Below are 16522 nucleotides of genomic sequence, written 5' to 3'. Positions count from 1 at the left end.
AGCACGCTCCTTCTTCTAAGCGGTCATTCCTCTAAGCTGCCTGAACCTGACTGCGCCTCTCCCTCCTCGTCCAGCACCGTCCGGGCAATCCGGGCATCCAGTTCTTCATAATCGTCGTACCGAATCGTCGCATACAGCTCCCGCCGCGTCTGCATATGTGCAAGCGATCCCTGTTGGGTGCCGTTATGCACAATATCCGCATACACCCGCTCAACCGCCTTGGCAGCCACACGCAAAGAGGAAACCGGGTAAAGCACCATGCGGTATCCCCATTGCGCAAATTGCTCAGCGGTGTAATACGGCGTCCGCCCAAACTCCGTCATATTCGCCAGCAGCGGGACGTTAATTGCGGCACGGAACGCCTTAAACTCTTCCTGACGCTCTAGCGCCTCCGGAAAAATCGCATCGGCCCCGGCCTCAACGTAAGCGCGTGCGCGTTCAATGGCGTCTGCGATGCCGGTTACCCCTTTCGCATCCGTGCGGGCAATGACATAAAGCGTAGGAGCGACGTCCTTAATGGTTCTGATTTTTTGAGCCATTTCTTCCGGTGCAATCAGCTTTTTGCCGTTCAGGTGGCCGCATTTTTTGGGCATCTCCTGATCTTCGATCTGCACAGCTGCCACGCTGGCCTCAATCATTTCCTTGGCAGTACGCGCCACATTCAAAATCCCGCCGTACCCGGTATCAATGTCGACTAGCAGCGGCAGGCCGGAGGCTCTGACCAGCTCGCGCGCGCGTTCCGCTACTTCGCCCGAATATAGCAGACCAAGATCCGGGAGCGCTCGAGAGGCGGTATACGCTGCGCCGGATAAGTAAATGGCCCGGGCTTGCGCCAATTTGGCGAGCCTCGCCGCCATGCCGTCATGCGCGCCGAGAATTTGCAGTACGGGGCCTGTGTCGACAAGCGCTCGGAACCGGGCCGACAAGGTGCGCTGATCCTCCTCCTCTTCGATGAGCCAGGACATGGCAATCTCCTCCAAACTTTTCATGACAGGTTTTCATTCAAACGCTGGCCTCACATACTTTTCACCTTATACATTGCCAAAGCCTGCAAATGTGCAGCAAATCCCAGATTTCGCAGCCGAAAAGAGAGGAAACCTGCGAAAATGCAGCTTTTTCCTACATTTTCCCCGAAATCGCCTCTTTCCTTCGAAAATACCTGCCAATTCGCAGGCTTCTCTTCAAATCGAGTGAGGTATCAGCAAAATACCTGCCTTTCTGCATCTTTCTCATAAGAATGTAACAGTCCTCTATTTCCGGGCAATCTCTGCTTCGCGCAATCCGCCTCAATCGCTGAGTACAAAGAGCGCCATCAAATCCGGTACGGCCATCTTGGACAGACCTTCCACGTTCAAGGTCGCCCCTAGGATACGTTCCGTATGCTCGCCATCAAAGCGGCTTTCCATATTGGCTTTATATTTGTCAATCACCTTGGGCAGCCCCTCCTCGCGACGCCGTCGATGTCCGATCGGATATTCGCACACCACTTGCCGTGAACGCGAGCCATCCTTGTACGTAATTTGCAGCGCGTTCGCGATCGATCTTTTGTCCGGGTCCAGGTAGTCCCGGCTGTAACGCTCATCTTCCTTAACCGTCATCAAGCTGCGCAGCCTGTCGATGGCCGGCTCCCCAGCCGCTTCATCTTCGTAATGCTCCGCCTTCAGCGTACCATATAGGAGGCCCACAGCTACCATGTACTGCAGACAATGATCCCGGTCCGCCGGATTGTGGAGCGGCCCGCGTTTGTCGATAATTCGCATCGCCGACTCGTGCGTCGTAATTGTAATTTCCTGAATGTCGTCCAGTCGTCCCACGACTTCCGGATGCAGCTCGAACGCGCATTCCACCGCCGTTTGCGCGTGAAACTCAGCGGGGAACGAGATTTTAAATAAAATGTTCTCCATCACATAAGAACCCAGCGGCCTCGCCAATGTGAGCGGGTTTCCACGGAAAAGGACGTCCTGAAAGCCCCACGTCGGCGCCGATAACGCCGTTCCGTAGCCCATCTCGCCTTGGACTGCCATAAGCGCCAGCCGCACTGCCCGGCTCGTCGCGTCCCCGGCGGCCCACGATTTGCGGGAGCCTGCGTTCGGTGCGTGCCGGTATGTCCGCAAGCTGGCCCCGTCGATCCAGGCGTTGGAGATCGCGCTGCACACTTGCGCCTTCGTACCGCCGAGCATCGCTGCAGCAACGGCTGTCGAAGCGACCTTGACGAGATGAACGTGATCCAGGCCGACGCGATTCAAGCTGTTGTTCAACGCGAGCACGCCTTGAATCTCGTGCGCTTTAATCGCATACGTGAGTACATCGTGTACGTTGAACGACGCGGCGCCTGATTCCACGCGAGCCCTGCTCAAATAATCCGCAAGCGCCAGAATCGCGCCGAGATTATCCGACGGATGCCCCCATTCCGCGGCCAGCCACGTATCGTTGTAATCGAGCCAGCGGATCATTGCGCCGATGTTGAACGCCGCCTGCACGGGTTCCAACTCGTACGAGGTGCCCGGCACCCGCGCTCCTCCCGGCAATTCCGCACCCGGCACAACTGGGCCGAGCAGCTTCGTGCAGGCTGGAAAGCGGAGCGCCAACAGGGCCGTCCCCAAGGAATCCAGCAGCACATGATAGGCGATTCGATACGCTTCTTCGCTGAGGATCGAAGCCTCCAACACATAATCGGCCAGCTCACCGATTAGCGGATCGTAGTTTAGCTCTTTTTCAGCCTGTTCCAGCGCATCATGGTGACCACTCACTCCTCTTCATCCTCCTCTCTTTCCGGCAGCAGCTGATCGGTAATCAGCGGGTGCAACCCCCTCGGGCCGGTATAGCGGACTCTCGGACGGAACAATCGGTTATGCGCATGCTGCTCCATGACGTGCGCCGAAATGCCGAGCGTTCGCGCCGCAAGAAAAACCGGTGTAAACAGCGCCGTCGGAATGCCCAGCAGATGATACACAGGCGCAGCGTAGTAGTCCAGATTCGGGTGCAGCTCTTTTTCACGCCGCATCACCTCTTCGCCCCGCACGCACATATGGTAGAGATCGGGCTGCCCGAAATGCGCCGCCAGAAGCGCTAAAGCATCCTTCATCAGCAATGCCCGCGGATCGGGCTTTCGCATATACACCCGATGGCCGAATCCCATAATGCGCTCTCGCCTTGCAAGCCGCTCCTTGATCAGCGCCTCCATGCCGTCTTCTGAGCCCGCTTCGAGCAGCATCTCCATCACAGCTTCGTTTGCGCCGCCATGCAGGGTGCCTTTCAACGAAGCTACGGCTCCCACAAGAGCGCCATAGAGATCCGATTGCGTCGAGGCGATGACGCGGGCCGTGAACGTCGAGTTCGGCATTTCATGCTCGCTGTATACAATTAACGATTGGTCAAAAATTCCCGCCTCCAGTGCCGACGGCACCTTCCCCGTAATCATATACAGGAAATTCGCCGAGTACGATAGCGAACTGTCCGGCTCAATGAGCGGCTGCTTCGTCAGGGCGCGATGACCGTAGGCGACAATCTGCGGTACACGGGCCAGCAGACGAATCGCCTTGCGCCTATTCGCCTCCGGCGAGCGATCATCGAGCTCCTCGTCATAACTGGACAACACCGATATGCCCGTGCGCAGCACATCCATCGCAGGGGTATTCGCAGGCAGCAGATGCAGAATCGCGCGCACGTTTTGCGGCAGCCCATAGGCGTCCGCAATGCTCGCCTCCAGGGCGGCACGCCCCGCCTCATCCGGCAATTCTCCGTCCAGCAGCAATCCCGCAACGTCCAGATACACGGCCTGCTGCGCAAGTTCGATCAAGTCATAACCGCGGATGACAATCTCTTCCTTTTCGACATCCAAATAAGAAATGCCGGTTTCGCTCGCTACAACATTTTCAAGTCCAGGCAAATAGAGATCACTCATAGTATCGCTCTCCCTTCTACACGCCTTCCGATAACAGCCATCGGGAAATGACAATGCGTTGAATCTCATTCGTCCCTTCATAAATTTGCGTCACCTTCGCATCGCGCCAGCAGCGCTCGAGGGTACTGCCAGGTACAATCCCATCTTTTCCCGCTAGCCGCACAACGTCGTTGGTCACCTTCACTGCCGTATCGCTGGCCCACAGCTTCGCCATGGCTGCCTGCTTCCCGTAGGGGAGACCGCGGTCTTTGCGCCAAGCGGCGTGGTACATGAGGAGCCTTGCCGCCTGCACCTCCGTCGCCAATTCACGGAGGGCAGAAAGATTCACGCCCATATCCCGCCCTGCGTCCAGCGCTGCTTGCGCAATACCAAGCGCCTGAGCGGCGATGCCGATTCTTCCTCCATCTAGACAGCGCAGCGCGATGTGAAACCCATTTCCCTCCTGTCCCAGCAGATTGTGAGCAGGAATCCGGCAGTCGTCGAATAACATCTCCAGCGTCGATGATGCGCGAATGCCCAGTTTCTTTTCCTTTTTACCGAATGTCAGTCCAGCGGTCCCCTTCTCGACAACAAAGGCGCTGATCCCTTTCTGCTTAAGCGCAGGCTCGGTCAACGCAAATACGATATAGACTTCGGCTTCGCCTCCGCTTGTAATAAATAGCTTTGAACCGTTCAGCACGTAGCTGTCTCCGTCCCTTCTCGCAGTCGTACGCATTGCGCCGGCATCTGAACCCGACTCGCTCTCCGTGAGACAGTACGCACCGAGCACTTTCCCCTCCGCCAACGGCAACAAAAACGCCTCCTGCTGCGCAGCCGTGCCGAACGTATGGATCGCCCAGCTTGTCAACGACGTATGCACCGAGAGCATTACACCGGTTGAGGCGCATACTTGGGACAACTCTTCAATGACCATCGCATAATGGAGAAAAGGCTCTCCGCTGCCGCCAAACGCGGCCGGCCACGGCAGTCCCGTCAGCCCAAGCTCAGCCAGCCTGTCAAAAATGCGGCGCTCAAACCGCTCCTCCACATCCCGATCCCGGACAGTGGGCGCAATCTCGGCCAGAGCAAAATCTCGCACAAGCGTGCGAAGCTGAAGCTGATGCGGCGTATACGTTAGGTGCATGCAAACGACCTCCTTGGATGCCATGTCATACGAAGCTGAGGATGTTTGGCGCTGAGCTCCCATCTGTGGACAAGTTGTAAACGCTTACAGTTAGTAATTCATATATACATCCGTTTGTCAGGCATTAGACTGAACTCCGGCAAAAAAAGAGCAGCCCCTTGTCCCTCCAAGGAAAGCTGCCTGTCAGCATGCCAAGTAGAGCCGCGGCGAATCGCTCCCTACCCCACTAAAAATGATAATGAAAAGACGCCCTGCTTAACACGTCAAAATGAAACCCTTGCTTGACCAAGCCTTCAATAATCTCAGGCAAGGCTTCAACCGTCGTTGTTTTCACTTTGACATCGTGCATTAAAATCACCGCTTCTTTTTTCGTTCTACTGGCACTCAGCACGGCATCAATAATCTCACGCTTGGGCTGTACGGTTCTGGCGGCATCTGTCGAACTCACATTCCAGTCGATGTAATCGTAGCCCTTTCTCGTCATTTCATGAATAATTCGAGGCATGATTTGTTTTCCTCCGTAATGGAGACTAACGAGATTATTGGATCCGCCCGGATAACGAAGCAAGGCAGGCCTTACGCCAATCGTTTGTTCCAACAATGTTTCTAGTCGCTCGGTATCTTTGGCGAACGCCTGAACCGATGAATAGACAACCTGATAATTATGAGAATAGGTATGGTTGCCAATGACATGTCCATCCGCATGAATCCGTCGATATAAACGTTTTCCCTCATCTGACGAATTCCCTATGACAAAGAACGTGGCCCGAATGCCGTATTTTCGCAAAATGGCTAGAATTCGCTCCGTATTCTCCGAGGGGCCGTCATCAAATGTTAAATAAGCCATTTTCGTCCTATTCAATTCTGGGCTAACAGGGTGTGAAACAGCCTTGGCAGCATAAGCAAGCGGCAGACAACTCGTGAGGGTTGTCAGTGCCAGACATGCCGTGACCCCTTTGATGAACTGATTGAAAGCTCTACGCATGAATCCATCCCCCATAGATAAAGTTGATCTTAGTATGAAGGATCTCAGAATTGTCTAATCTTCCTTTATATGGGCATTCCAAGACGTGATCACATAAAAAGAAAAAGCCGCGTCATACGCGACTTTCCCTCCTTCCTATACGTAAGCAGCATGCTTTGCACGTGCCATGTGCGTCGCTTCCATTATGTTGCGCAACGAAGCAACGGTTTCTTCGAGTCCACGCGTTTTCAGACCGCAATCCGGATTAATCCAGAATAGCTTCGGATCCAGCACATGCAAAGCACGTTCTATCATGCTTGTCATTTCCTCTACGCCTGGAACCCGCGGACTGTGAATATTCCAGATTCCGCGACCATCGATTACCCCAACGCCGAATACTATGTCGGCAGGAAATCCGAACGACTTCAACGACTGTAGGTTGCCGTTAAGTCCATGAACGAAATCCAGCCCAATGCCTTTGACGGGCAGCGAAATAATATCAGCGTAGCGATCTACCGCTTCAAAATACGTTTGCAGCACAATGTTCAGGTGCGGCACGGAATTGGCGAACGTTTCATAGATCGTTTTCAGTCTCTCAATGTCAGCATCGCTCAACTTCGTGACGAGCATCGGTTCGTCGATCTGAACCCACTCCACCCCTTCTGCCGCAAGCTCCTGAAGGATCTGTACATACAGCGGCAGCAGTTTGTTGAGCCACGTGTCGAAATCCGCGGCGCTGTAGCCTTTGGACAATTTCAAGAAAGTGAATGGCCCCACGATGACCGGTTTTCCTTGGATGCCGAGCTTTTCCTTCGCTTCCCGGTAGGCAGCCAGCGGCTTATTCTCCGTAATGACAGGAGTGGCTCCGGACAGTTCGGATACGATATAGTGATAGTTCGTGTTGAACCATTTGGTCATTTCACTTGCTTCAGCTTCTTTCGTTCCTCTGGCGACACCATAATAGACAGACAAGGGAACCGCGTCTCCCTCGAAAGCAAAACGCTGCGGAATAATTCCAAACATGGCAGCCGTATCAAGAATATGATCGTAATAACTGAAATCATTGACAGGAATCAGATCAATGCCCTTCTCCTGCTGTTTGCGCAAATGATACAAGCGAATCTCCTGCAGCTGCCTCCCGATCACGCTCAAAGCTGCCGCAGCATGTGCACCTGCTCGACAAAAGGTGCGAAGCCCAAGGAAACCAACAGCTCATGCAGCTCGTGATTCGTCTGCCTGATGTTCATCGTCAACTGCTTACTTGATGCCTCCCCTTGTGCAAAAACTACACGCAGCGCAGCCAGCAAAATTTCCCGCTTATCCTTGCGTTCAGGTGCGGCTTCGCATTGGTACAGCACGACCGTCGTCAAACTGCCGTCCTCCGCATACACACATTTGAAAAGCGCATAACCAACCACCGACGCATCATCAGTGATCATTACGCTTTCACCGTCTTTGATGCTGTTCCACTGCGTCTGCCAGGCTGACATCGCATTGTAAAAAGATAGCCTGCTCACTTCGACGGGCCGGCCTCGCTTCACGGTATACGAATGATTCGCCTGTAACGCGTCTGCGTTCAAGGCGCCTTCATGTTGAAGTCCAACGAGCCGCCCGCTGATCTCATAGCCGACTTTTTGATACAGCCGGATAGCAGCGTTGTTCTGAATAAGCGCCTCGAGCAGCGCTGCGTCGACGCCTTGCTCCCGGTATAGCTCAAGATTCCGTTCCATCAGCTGCCGCCCGAACCCTTGTCCCCTGAAAGCCGGCGCGATGCCTGTCCCGCCATTCCAAGCGATTTTCCGGCCGGCTATGGTCCGAAATCCATTCATGACAAGCCCCACCGGCTCTCCCTGCTCGTCGTACATGGCCAGCGAATGCTCGAAGGAGAGTCCCTCACCCACGGCTCGTGCCAGGAATCTATCTACCGTCAGCGTGCTATTGATCAAATAGCCTTCGAACCCCAAATTCCAAAGCGCCACCGCGCTTTCCACCGACAGCTCACTCATCTTTTTGACGATCATCGCTTTCGCCCTCCCTCGTTACCCCGCAATATAACGGAATACCATGCTTTCCATATCGTCAATGCGCTGCAGGTAGTCCAATTCTTCCCCGCTTAACATATACTGGAGCGCCAGCCCGTCCCGGAGCGACCAGAACAGGCGGGAAGCGGCTGCGCAATCCAGATCCGGACGAAATTCCCCCGATGTTCTGCCGGCTTCCATAATGCCCTGCATGAACACCAATGCTTTGTCCGCGTACTGATCCCATCGCGTGATCAGATGAGGCTGACGAGCCGCGTACAGCATAAATTCCAGATGAAACGCCATCCATTTGCGCAGTTCTGCCAGCGGTTGTTTGCGGAAGCGGTCATACATATACCTAATTTGATCCGCTGCTACGGGCAAGCTTTTGAAATGTTCCAGAGAATTTGCCAGCATCGCATTCATTTTATCGTCAGCCATCTGAATGTACATCTCTTCTTTGGAAGCAAAATAGTTGTAAATCGCGCCTTTGCTGATCCCCACATGCTTCACGATGTCGTCGATGGTCGTCGCTTGAAACCCTTTTTCCGTAAAGCAGTGAAGCGCTCCTTCGAGAATGATTGCCCTCTTCTCTTCCTTATACGCTTTCGAGACTTTAGGTGACATACGCTTTTCCTTTCCGCATGCGCTTGGCCGTATTTAAAATGCCCAGCTGCCGTGCCGGAATACAGCTACGGTCTCGCCATTTTCCATGATGCCGTCAATGCTCAAGTCCTCCCCGCCCATCATAAAATCGACATGCGTCAGACTCGTGTTCAAACCGCGCTGCTGCCATTCTTCCCCACTCATCGTGACGCCATCCTTCAGGCAAAATGGAAAGGCACGGCCGATCGCCAAATGACAAGAAGCGTTCTCGTCGTACAACGTATTGTAAAAGATAAGACCGGTATCCGAAATCGGCGAGCGATGCGGAACCAGCGCGACTTCCCCCAGGTAATGGGAGCCCTCGTCCAATTCAATCAGTGTTTTGAGCATATCCTGCCCCTTCTCCGCTTGATAGGCAACGACTCTCCCCGCTTCAAACGTTAAGGAGAAGTTCTCAATCAGCACCCCGTTATAGACCAGTGGCTTCGTGCTTCTGACCGTTCCGTTGACACCGGTTTTGAGCGGCGATGTAAACACCTCTTCCGTCGGGATATTCGCAATATACGCCGTGCCCTGCTGGTTGCTGTTCCCCGCTGAAACCCAGAGGTGATCCTTCGGCAGTTCGACGATCAGGTCGGTCCCCTCCGCGCGATAATAAAGCGACTTGAATTGCTTCTCGTTGAGGTAGCCCGATTTGGTCTCCAGCGTACTTGCATGTTCCTTCCAGGCGCCGATCGGATCGGCGAGGTCCACGCGGGTAGCCTTGAAAATCGCCTCCCACAATGCGTTTACCCGCTCTTCTTGCGGTATAGCCGGAAACACTTTATCCGCCCATTCCTGTGAGGGAGCGGCAACAATCGCCCAACTGACTTTATTCGTCAGCCTGGCGTTGGTTAACCCCGTCAAGGCGGCATTCGCCGTTTTGCTGGCCGTTTGCAGACGCTGTGGGTCGATCCCCTTCATCAGGTCCGGCTTGCTGACTTCTACGTACAGAAAAGCGGCGTTCTGCTTGGCAAGCTCCTCGTAGCCGTCCGCCTGCCACATCGGGTATTCAAGTAGCGCCTCATATGGAGCCAGCTCGTATTTGATTCGGGTCGTGTAGCTGTCGAACCATTCGACATAAACATGTCTGGCACCGCTCTCATAAGCCCGCGTGACCAAGCTTCGCACGAACTCAACAGCGCCAATCGGAGCAAAAATAACAAGCGTCTGTCCCTGCTGCAAATTCACGCCCAGCTTGATGGCTAGAACCGCGTATGTATGTAATTTTTCTTGAAAAGTTGGCATGGAAGTCCTCCTCCTTCTTCGTCCGGTTGACACAAAAATGACTGACTGGTCGTTTTATTATTATCGTAAGAAATCGCAGCCATTGTCAAGCCAAATCTTTATGCGAAGAAGAAGGAACTATGGTTTAATAAAGATGCACCTTGGAAACGGAAACATCTACCCGCAAAGGAGCGAGATTCTTGAACGGAATATCCCCTTGCCTTCCATAGCGGCGGGACGTCGCCATACGGTCGGCCTTACATCGGAAGGCACGGTGATGGCTGTAGGCGATAATAAATACGGACAATGTGATGTAGGCGGTTGGCGTGATATTGTGGCGGTGACGGCGGGGAATGTTCATATGGCAACGAACACGGGGAATGCGCATACGATCGGGCTTACTTAGGACGGTACGGTCGTGGTTGTGGGTTGTGACAAACATGGCCAATGTCAAATAAGTGGTTGGCGCGATATTGTGGCGATTGCAGCGGGCTGTACGCATACCGTCGGGCTTAATCGGACGGCACTGTGGTTGCTGTAGGTGATAATGCATACGGCCAGTGTAATGTAGGCGGCTGGTGTGGGCTTCGGCTGCCTGGCACGTATAACGTATAAACAATCAGATACCTGTCATGGTAGACAGGAGGATACCTGCGGATACGCAGGCATTTTACACAAAAAAGGTGTTTTCAGCAAAATGCCTGCGAGAAAGCAGTTTTTAAGGCCGAGTCAGCCCCAAAAGCGGGTTCTCATTAAAAAAGCCTGCAAAATCGCAGGCATTTCCCAAATCGGGTGGTGGCGGATGACAATTCCTGCTCTTTTGCAGGCTTTGCTGCCCCTCCCCCGCTCCGAATCCCTCTCGGTACCACACAGAAATTCGTACCAGCGGCTGGCTCAGCCATTTTTATAAGGTATGATAGCTGACGAATTCCCCTACCGGTTTGCGGTAGCCTCGCGGTCTTTGGCTGGTTGTATCCTCTTTACCGATGGTGACGAGAAGTGCCGGGACATACACATCCGGGATCTGCAAGGCGCTTCTCAGCGCTTCCTCATCAAATCCGATCATCGGGCAAGTATCCCACCCCTTGTCTTTCGCAGCCAGCATGAACGTCATCGCGGACAGATTCGCGTTGCGAATTGCCTCTTCCCTCATGAACGTCTCGCCTCTACCCTCGTAGAAACTCGTGACCGATTCCACTGTCATGTCAAACTCCTGCTTGCTGATCGCGCCTAAATGCAGAAACCCCTCATTCAGCCTGGCGACGTCTTTGTAGGCGTCCATTCTTCCCAAAACCACGATCGCAGCCGACGCCGACTGCACCTTATACTGCTTACCGGAAGCCTCGTAGACACGCTGCTTCAGGTCCGGATCCTTCACGACCAAATAATGCGCATGCTGCAAATTAAAAGCGGACGGTGCATACTTCACCAGTTGGAAAATCTCATCCAGCACCTCATTCGGAATGTCGACGCCTAGTTGAAATTTATTTGCGGATCTGCGCGCTTTCAGTAAAGCAGCAAATTCTGTCTGTTGTTGAATCATGACATTCTCCCCCATTCATGAACACGATGTAATTGAAAACTTGAATCAGGTTACTTTTTGTAAGTAATTATATTTTATATATTAAACACCGTCAAGTAATCTTTACCAGATTTAAAAGAATACGCCCTCTTGACTATGACACTAATGGTAGGGGTTATACTGCAACTAATCACATTCAGATGAGGTGAATTCTTATGAACCAACGACTTCCCGTCGTACTCGGTATATCCGGCAGTCTGCGCAAACAATCCACCAACACACGTCTGCTCTCGTTCATCGGGGGAATGATGCCCGAGGGTGTAGTGTTCCACATGCATGATGACCTTGCAGCTCTGCCGCATTTCAACCCCGACTTCGATCATGATCCTGCTCAGGAGGATGAAGCCGTACACATATGGCGAGCACAGTTAAAGGCGGCTGACGCAATCATGATCTGTACGCCGGAGTATGCGCGAGGCGTGCCAGGTTCGCTCAAAAACGCGCTCGATTGGGTCGTCTCCTCAGGCGAATTCGTGGGCAAGCCAACGGCGGTCATCAGCGCGTCCCCGCACCCGGATGGCGGCGCCATCGCGCTGCATTCGTTGACACTAACGCTCACTATGATGAGCGCAGTAATCCCGGACGAAGCCACGGTTTCGATACCGTTTGCCAGCAAAATCGTTGGAGCGGACGGCCTTGTGACGGATGCCGGGACCTTGTCATCATTGAAAAATCTCATTCAAGTTTTGACACGCGCTTTCTAAAATTCATTGCTGCCTTACCCTGCATACTCCGCCAAGTGCTAGCAGCGCCTTATGCCTTCCAGCATACGATTTCCTACCTCTCCAAATCCGCCTCTTTCTTCACCCAGGCCTTCCCGTCTTTGGTTTCTAGCAGGTACCAGATCGCCCCATGCGGGTCCTCCCAATAAGCGCTTGGCTCAACGACGGCATCCATTACATGTAAGCCCCCTAAAGTCAACCCCTCCGACGGAAAACGATATAAGGTATGCTGTCCGCGGAGTTCAACCTTGGTATTGACTTTTACCACGTTCGTCGGTTCTGCCAAGTCGGGATTGACCCAACCATCCCCCAAGCTCGTATGGACATGATACAGGTTAAAACTCGGAATCTTCTCATAGGAAGAGAGGGATTGTTTCGGTAAAACCAACGCAACGCCTTGACTCCCATCCGCAGCAGCAAAAAGAGGCGTATCCGCCTTCAAGGTTATCGTTTCGTTACCGCGGACGATCGGGATTCCTTTTTCGTGGACATATTTCACACCTGTCTCGGTTTCTAGCTGGTAATTGGTATCATAGACACTCACAAATTCGCCGGTAACATGCGCTGTTTCATTGCCCAGCCATTTGAACATCGGACCCGCCATTGAGCCATAAGGGCCGTTATATGTCGGATCATCCAATAAGTACTGGCCCTGCCGATAATACGAATAATAGTCAACCGGCTTGATGTACCCAATCTTGGCTACGGGAAGGTGTACCCACTGATCCCCGAGCCAAGAGGTGTGGATGCGAACCCAGCGCTTCTCGTCAGGGCCGTTTGCATAAAACCATTGCTTTTCAGCTCCGGTGACCTGCACCTCCTGTGGAGATAAAATCGCCGAGGGCTCTTGCGTATCGTCCATCGTCGCATAGATCGGGGTATCGTTGAAAAGAACAATCTTCTCCGGAGGAGGCACATCGACATTCCAGGGCTCGGGAGAGATCCATTTGGGTCCGCGGTCCGTCGATATTTTCCACCAGCTTTTCCCTCGTGCCCAGGTATATTCACCGCCTAATACTTTAACGCCTTCTTGTGGAGCTAGTGAGCCCGCTGGTTCTCCAGCTAACCAATCTTCGGGATCCGAGTAAAACGATGTTTCTTTGAGCAGCGTGATACTGGCAGGAATTCGCAGCGATTCCGGTGAAACCATGTTAGGTGCAACTTTGACGGTCCTGCCTGCCGTTTCAGCAGCGGCATAGGGATACGTTGAAATGAAGATAACTGCGAAACTAGCAACTAATATTTTCTTCATGGCGTGATGGCCCTCCTTGCGATTTCATATACTTAACTTCCGAATTGTTTCGGATCATCAATTCCTCTTTTACAGAAGCGGGATCTTGTTTCGCCGTGGCAATCCGCCAAATTTCGTTTTTACGGTACCATGTATTCGCTTTCTCATAAAACTGGTGATGTCTTTCCTCAATATTATACTGAACGTCTAACTCCCTGCTGCTCCGAATTGCCCCTTCCAAGAACTCCTCCGTCACCCGTATATGGAATTGAAAGCTGTCGTTCGTGCCATTGTAAAACTGCAAATCGACATAGTTATAAAACACACTCGTACCCGTCCCGAAAGGAATCACCCTGCGATCATCGGGAAAAATATCGAAGCTGTGATGATGACGCTCTTTAATCTCAAGCGGTGAGTGAAGCGACAGCCAGAACAGCATGTTGGCCAACTGGCAAAGGCCTCCCCCCGTTCCCGTTCGAACTTCCCCATGCGAAAGCATCAGGCCTTCTATATAACCTTTGGCCTTCGTGGGTTTACCAATCAACTGCCAGAAAGAAAAAGTCTCCCCAGGGTGAATCACGATTCCATCGACATGCGCAAGCGCGATTTTTAGGTTCTGAATCTTGTTCTCTTGTAAAATCGGGTCTGAATTAGCCAAGACTCTCCTTAAAATGGACTTGTGCTTCTTGCAAACAAACGGAAACGCTGCAGCTTCTTTGCGATAGGCATACCGAACTTTCGGATTCAGATTAAGCAAACGCCGCTTCCAGATCAGCTGCTGGACTCTGACTTTATATAAAAAAGGAAAGTAGCTCAATATAATTTTTTTCATCGCGGGAGTCTCCTTCCATGTGATAAAATCTCAATTATACTTGTTCCACCACATATTGGAATTATCCTGCCTGGCTTGTAAGGAATATACAACAACGAATTTCCCCCGTATGCTCAGATCTCTTTTGAAGTCCAAATCCTTTGAAGCTTTGGTTCAGCATCGAATTCTGACAAACAGTAAATATCCGGGTTTGAAAGGCTCTGCCATTGTTCGAATCCAAAACGATTATCAACATGTTTTAACAGCAAAGACATCAGATTTCCGTGGGTTACAGCAGCGATGCACTTGTGATCCGCAGTACGCAATTCATCAACAACCGATCGTATACGCTGCATAGCTGCGCGACTGGATTCTCCGCCAGGGAGACATTTATCTAAATCGTGAAAACTATTACGTAAATGGTCCAGCCAATCTGGGAGGTCCCTACTACTCAAAACCCGCTCAGCCAAACGGTTTTTAATTTCGATCTCTACATGTAAACGTTGGGCTAGCGGTTGAATCGATTGAATTGCCCGCAAAAAAGGGCTGCATACAATTTTCTCAATGCCATGATCCATAAGAAAATCGGCAAGTTCTTGGGCTTGTGCAAATCCCTCCATTGTTAATTCCGCTTCAGCGGCTTGCCCTGCAGCTTTACAATGACGAATCAGATATAGTTTTTCTATCACGTTCACCGCCTTTAACTGAAAATCAATCCTCTATATTTCCATGACACGCAGTCAGATTCCTGTCCCAATGGTTGAACCTATACAAAAAGACCGCCGACTATTTACAGTCGGCAGTCTTCCCTCTTACCTACTCCGCACGCTGCGCGGCAGGAGCACCTGATTCTATTTTGCGGCCGCGGATAAAGAAAGACGTGACCAACGCTGCAAGCGTGCAAATGAATCCGAACAGAAATAAATGTTGGAATCCTGTAATCCCTGGCGTGCGCGTCAGAATCGCGCCCATGATCGTAACGCCGACAGCCGTTCCAATGTTGCGGCAGAACATGAGGAACGACGTAGAAATTCCACGCTGATGCGGCTCCGCCAACTGCTGGACCGCAATGATCGCAACGGTCGAGTTCAAGCCGAACGCCAACCCGACAACGGTGATGCAGAGTGTCGCATAAGTAACGCCTGATCCAGCATCGATCAGCGTTAACAATATCCCTGACAGCACAAGCAGGATATTACCCGCGATCAACAGCGAACGGAATCCGTAGCGCAGCACCCATTTGCCGGCGGGGACCGCGACGACCATCCATCCGGCGGCCAGGCCGAGCAGCGGCAAGCCGCTCATGAACAAATTCGCGCCGGCAAAGTTTTGCAGAAACAGCGGAATGAAGCTGCCGATGCCAAAAAGCGCAAGGCAAGCGGCGAAGGAGTTGATGTTGACCCAGCGAATGGATCGGTCACCCAGCATGCTGAGCGGAACGAGCGGCGATGCCTGTTTCTTTTCAAAGAAATAGAACAGAATGAGAAAGATAACTCCGATAACGCCGCACACCACACGGTTCTCCTCAATGACGGTGACAAGCAGCAGCAGGCTGACCCCGATCGTAAACAAGATTGCGCCGATGTAATCGACTTTGGCCGGCTTCGGCTCGTAAACCTCTTTGTAAGGCATGAGCATAAGGAACGCCAGCAAACAGATCGGCAGGTTGACATAGAACATCCAGCGCCAGTTCAAGTATTCCACGAAAAAAGCGCCCAAGATTGGAGCGAGCACCGCAGACAAGCCCCACATGGAGGTGAACAGCGCCTGGATTTTCCCACGATTCTCGACCGAGAACAAGTCTCCCGCAATAATCATCGGGAACGGCATCATGACACCGGCACCGATCCCTTGCACCGCCCGGAAGATGACGAGCTGCACCATGGACTGCGACAACCCGCAAAGCAGCGAGCCGACCAGAAAGAGCAAAATCCCGCAGGCGAAAACCTTTTTACGCCCGAATAAATCTGAAATCCGCCCGGCCACGGGGGCCAACACGGTGTTAAAAATCATGTAAGCCGCAAACGACCACGCATACAAGTCGAAGCGTCCCAATTCCTTCGCAACGATCGGCATCGTCGTATTCATGATGGTAGAATCCATCGACGCGACGAGCATCGCCAATACGATGCTGATGAGGACGGACGTTCGGCTGTTCAGGAAAGATGAGCGCCGCTCGACTTTTTTATCGTGAAGTTGATCAATATTGTCGATCATTGTGAATGTTCCTCGTTTCATTATTTTCAAGATGCCGCGTACATTCAGCTTATGTCTGCAATCGCAAGACCATAA

The 16522-nt window shown here is 52.4% G+C and carries 14 protein-coding genes and 2 pseudogenes; 2 read left to right on the top strand and 14 right to left on the bottom strand.

From position 1 onward, the window contains the following. Positions 1-23 precede the first annotated feature (23 nt). The 9 genes and pseudogenes from prpB to EJQ19_RS21460 form a co-directional block, all read right to left on the bottom strand. The gene (prpB, locus tag EJQ19_RS21500; RefSeq protein WP_126143296.1) at positions 24-965 is read right to left on the bottom strand and encodes a methylisocitrate lyase; all 942 of its coding nucleotides are present in this window, start codon (positions 963-965) and stop codon (positions 24-26) included. A 321-nt stretch (positions 966-1286) separates the two neighbouring features. Beyond that, positions 1287-2750 carry a bifunctional 2-methylcitrate dehydratase/aconitate hydratase gene (locus EJQ19_RS21495; RefSeq protein ID WP_277600972.1) on the bottom strand — a complete coding sequence of 488 codons (1464 nt, stop codon included), beginning with the start codon at positions 2748-2750 and terminating at the stop codon, positions 1287-1289. Next, positions 2747-3904, bottom strand: coding sequence for a citrate synthase (gene mmgD / locus EJQ19_RS21490; protein ID WP_126143295.1), 1158 nt, complete (start codon positions 3902-3904; stop codon positions 2747-2749). Before mmgD ends, EJQ19_RS21495 begins: the two co-directional genes overlap by 4 nt. A 16-nt stretch (positions 3905-3920) precedes the next feature. After that, the gene (locus EJQ19_RS21485; protein WP_126143294.1) at positions 3921-5027 is read right to left on the bottom strand and encodes an acyl-CoA dehydrogenase family protein; all 1107 of its coding nucleotides are present in this window, start codon (positions 5025-5027) and stop codon (positions 3921-3923) included. Between the two features lie 226 nt (positions 5028-5253). Beyond that, the gene (locus tag EJQ19_RS21480) at positions 5254-6012 is read right to left on the bottom strand and encodes a polysaccharide deacetylase family protein (protein ID WP_164716653.1); all 759 of its coding nucleotides are present in this window, start codon (positions 6010-6012) and stop codon (positions 5254-5256) included. A gap of 135 nt (positions 6013-6147) precedes the next feature. Continuing rightward, positions 6148-7125: pseudogene (locus tag EJQ19_RS21475) on the bottom strand (uroporphyrinogen decarboxylase/cobalamine-independent methonine synthase family protein); the annotation flags it as partial. Positions 7126-7139: 14 nt separating this feature from the next. Further along, positions 7140-8012 (bottom strand): GNAT family N-acetyltransferase, encoded by an 873-nt coding sequence (locus EJQ19_RS21470; protein ID WP_126143291.1) that lies wholly within the window; start codon positions 8010-8012, stop codon positions 7140-7142. A gap of 18 nt (positions 8013-8030) precedes the next feature. Then, positions 8031-8639, bottom strand: coding sequence for a TetR/AcrR family transcriptional regulator (locus EJQ19_RS21465; protein ID WP_126143290.1), 609 nt, complete (start codon positions 8637-8639; stop codon positions 8031-8033). Between the two features lie 33 nt (positions 8640-8672). After that, the gene (locus tag EJQ19_RS21460; RefSeq protein WP_126143289.1) at positions 8673-9905 is read right to left on the bottom strand and encodes an aminopeptidase; all 1233 of its coding nucleotides are present in this window, start codon (positions 9903-9905) and stop codon (positions 8673-8675) included. 133 nt (positions 9906-10038) lie between these two features. On the opposite strand from EJQ19_RS21460, the pseudogene EJQ19_RS21455 reads away from it, so the two are divergent. Beyond that, positions 10039-10463 (top strand): annotated as a pseudogene (locus EJQ19_RS21455) (chromosome condensation regulator); the annotation flags it as partial. Between the two features lie 325 nt (positions 10464-10788). Here the strand turns inward: EJQ19_RS21455 and EJQ19_RS21450 are convergent. Then, positions 10789-11427: a nitroreductase family protein gene (locus tag EJQ19_RS21450; protein WP_126143288.1), complete on the bottom strand. Its 639-nt coding sequence runs from the start codon at positions 11425-11427 to the stop codon at positions 10789-10791. Between the two features lie 194 nt (positions 11428-11621). Between EJQ19_RS21450 and EJQ19_RS21445 the strand changes: the two genes are divergently transcribed. Beyond that, positions 11622-12170 carry an NADPH-dependent FMN reductase gene (locus EJQ19_RS21445; protein ID WP_126143287.1) on the top strand — a complete coding sequence of 183 codons (549 nt, stop codon included), beginning with the start codon at positions 11622-11624 and terminating at the stop codon, positions 12168-12170. A 73-nt stretch (positions 12171-12243) separates the two neighbouring features. Here EJQ19_RS21445 and EJQ19_RS21440 read toward each other — a convergent pair whose 3' ends face one another. The 4 genes from EJQ19_RS21440 to EJQ19_RS21425 all read right to left on the bottom strand — a co-directional run bounded on the left by EJQ19_RS21440 (position 12244) and on the right by EJQ19_RS21425 (position 16390). Next, entirely contained in the window at positions 12244-13440 is a 1197-nt protein-coding gene (locus EJQ19_RS21440; RefSeq protein WP_126143286.1) for a hypothetical protein, read from the bottom strand. Next, positions 13418-14176 carry a VanW family protein gene (locus tag EJQ19_RS21435; RefSeq protein ID WP_241243023.1) on the bottom strand — a complete coding sequence of 253 codons (759 nt, stop codon included), beginning with the start codon at positions 14174-14176 and terminating at the stop codon, positions 13418-13420. The genes EJQ19_RS21440 and EJQ19_RS21435 overlap by 23 nt, the downstream gene beginning before the upstream one ends. A 188-nt stretch (positions 14177-14364) precedes the next feature. Then, on the bottom strand, positions 14365-14919 hold the full coding sequence (locus EJQ19_RS21430) for a histidine phosphatase family protein (protein ID WP_338143341.1): 555 nt from the start codon (positions 14917-14919) through the stop codon (positions 14365-14367). A gap of 127 nt (positions 14920-15046) precedes the next feature. Further along, the gene (locus EJQ19_RS21425; protein WP_126143365.1) at positions 15047-16390 is read right to left on the bottom strand and encodes an MDR family MFS transporter; all 1344 of its coding nucleotides are present in this window, start codon (positions 16388-16390) and stop codon (positions 15047-15049) included. Positions 16391-16522: the final 132 nt, after the last annotated feature.

The sequence above is a fragment of the Paenibacillus whitsoniae genome (assembly GCF_003955665.1).
Lineage (GTDB): Bacteria > Bacillota > Bacilli > Paenibacillales > NBRC-103111 > Paenibacillus_E > Paenibacillus_E whitsoniae.
Note: the sequence above shows the minus strand (reverse complement) of the source record. Positions and strands in the feature narration are given on the sequence as shown.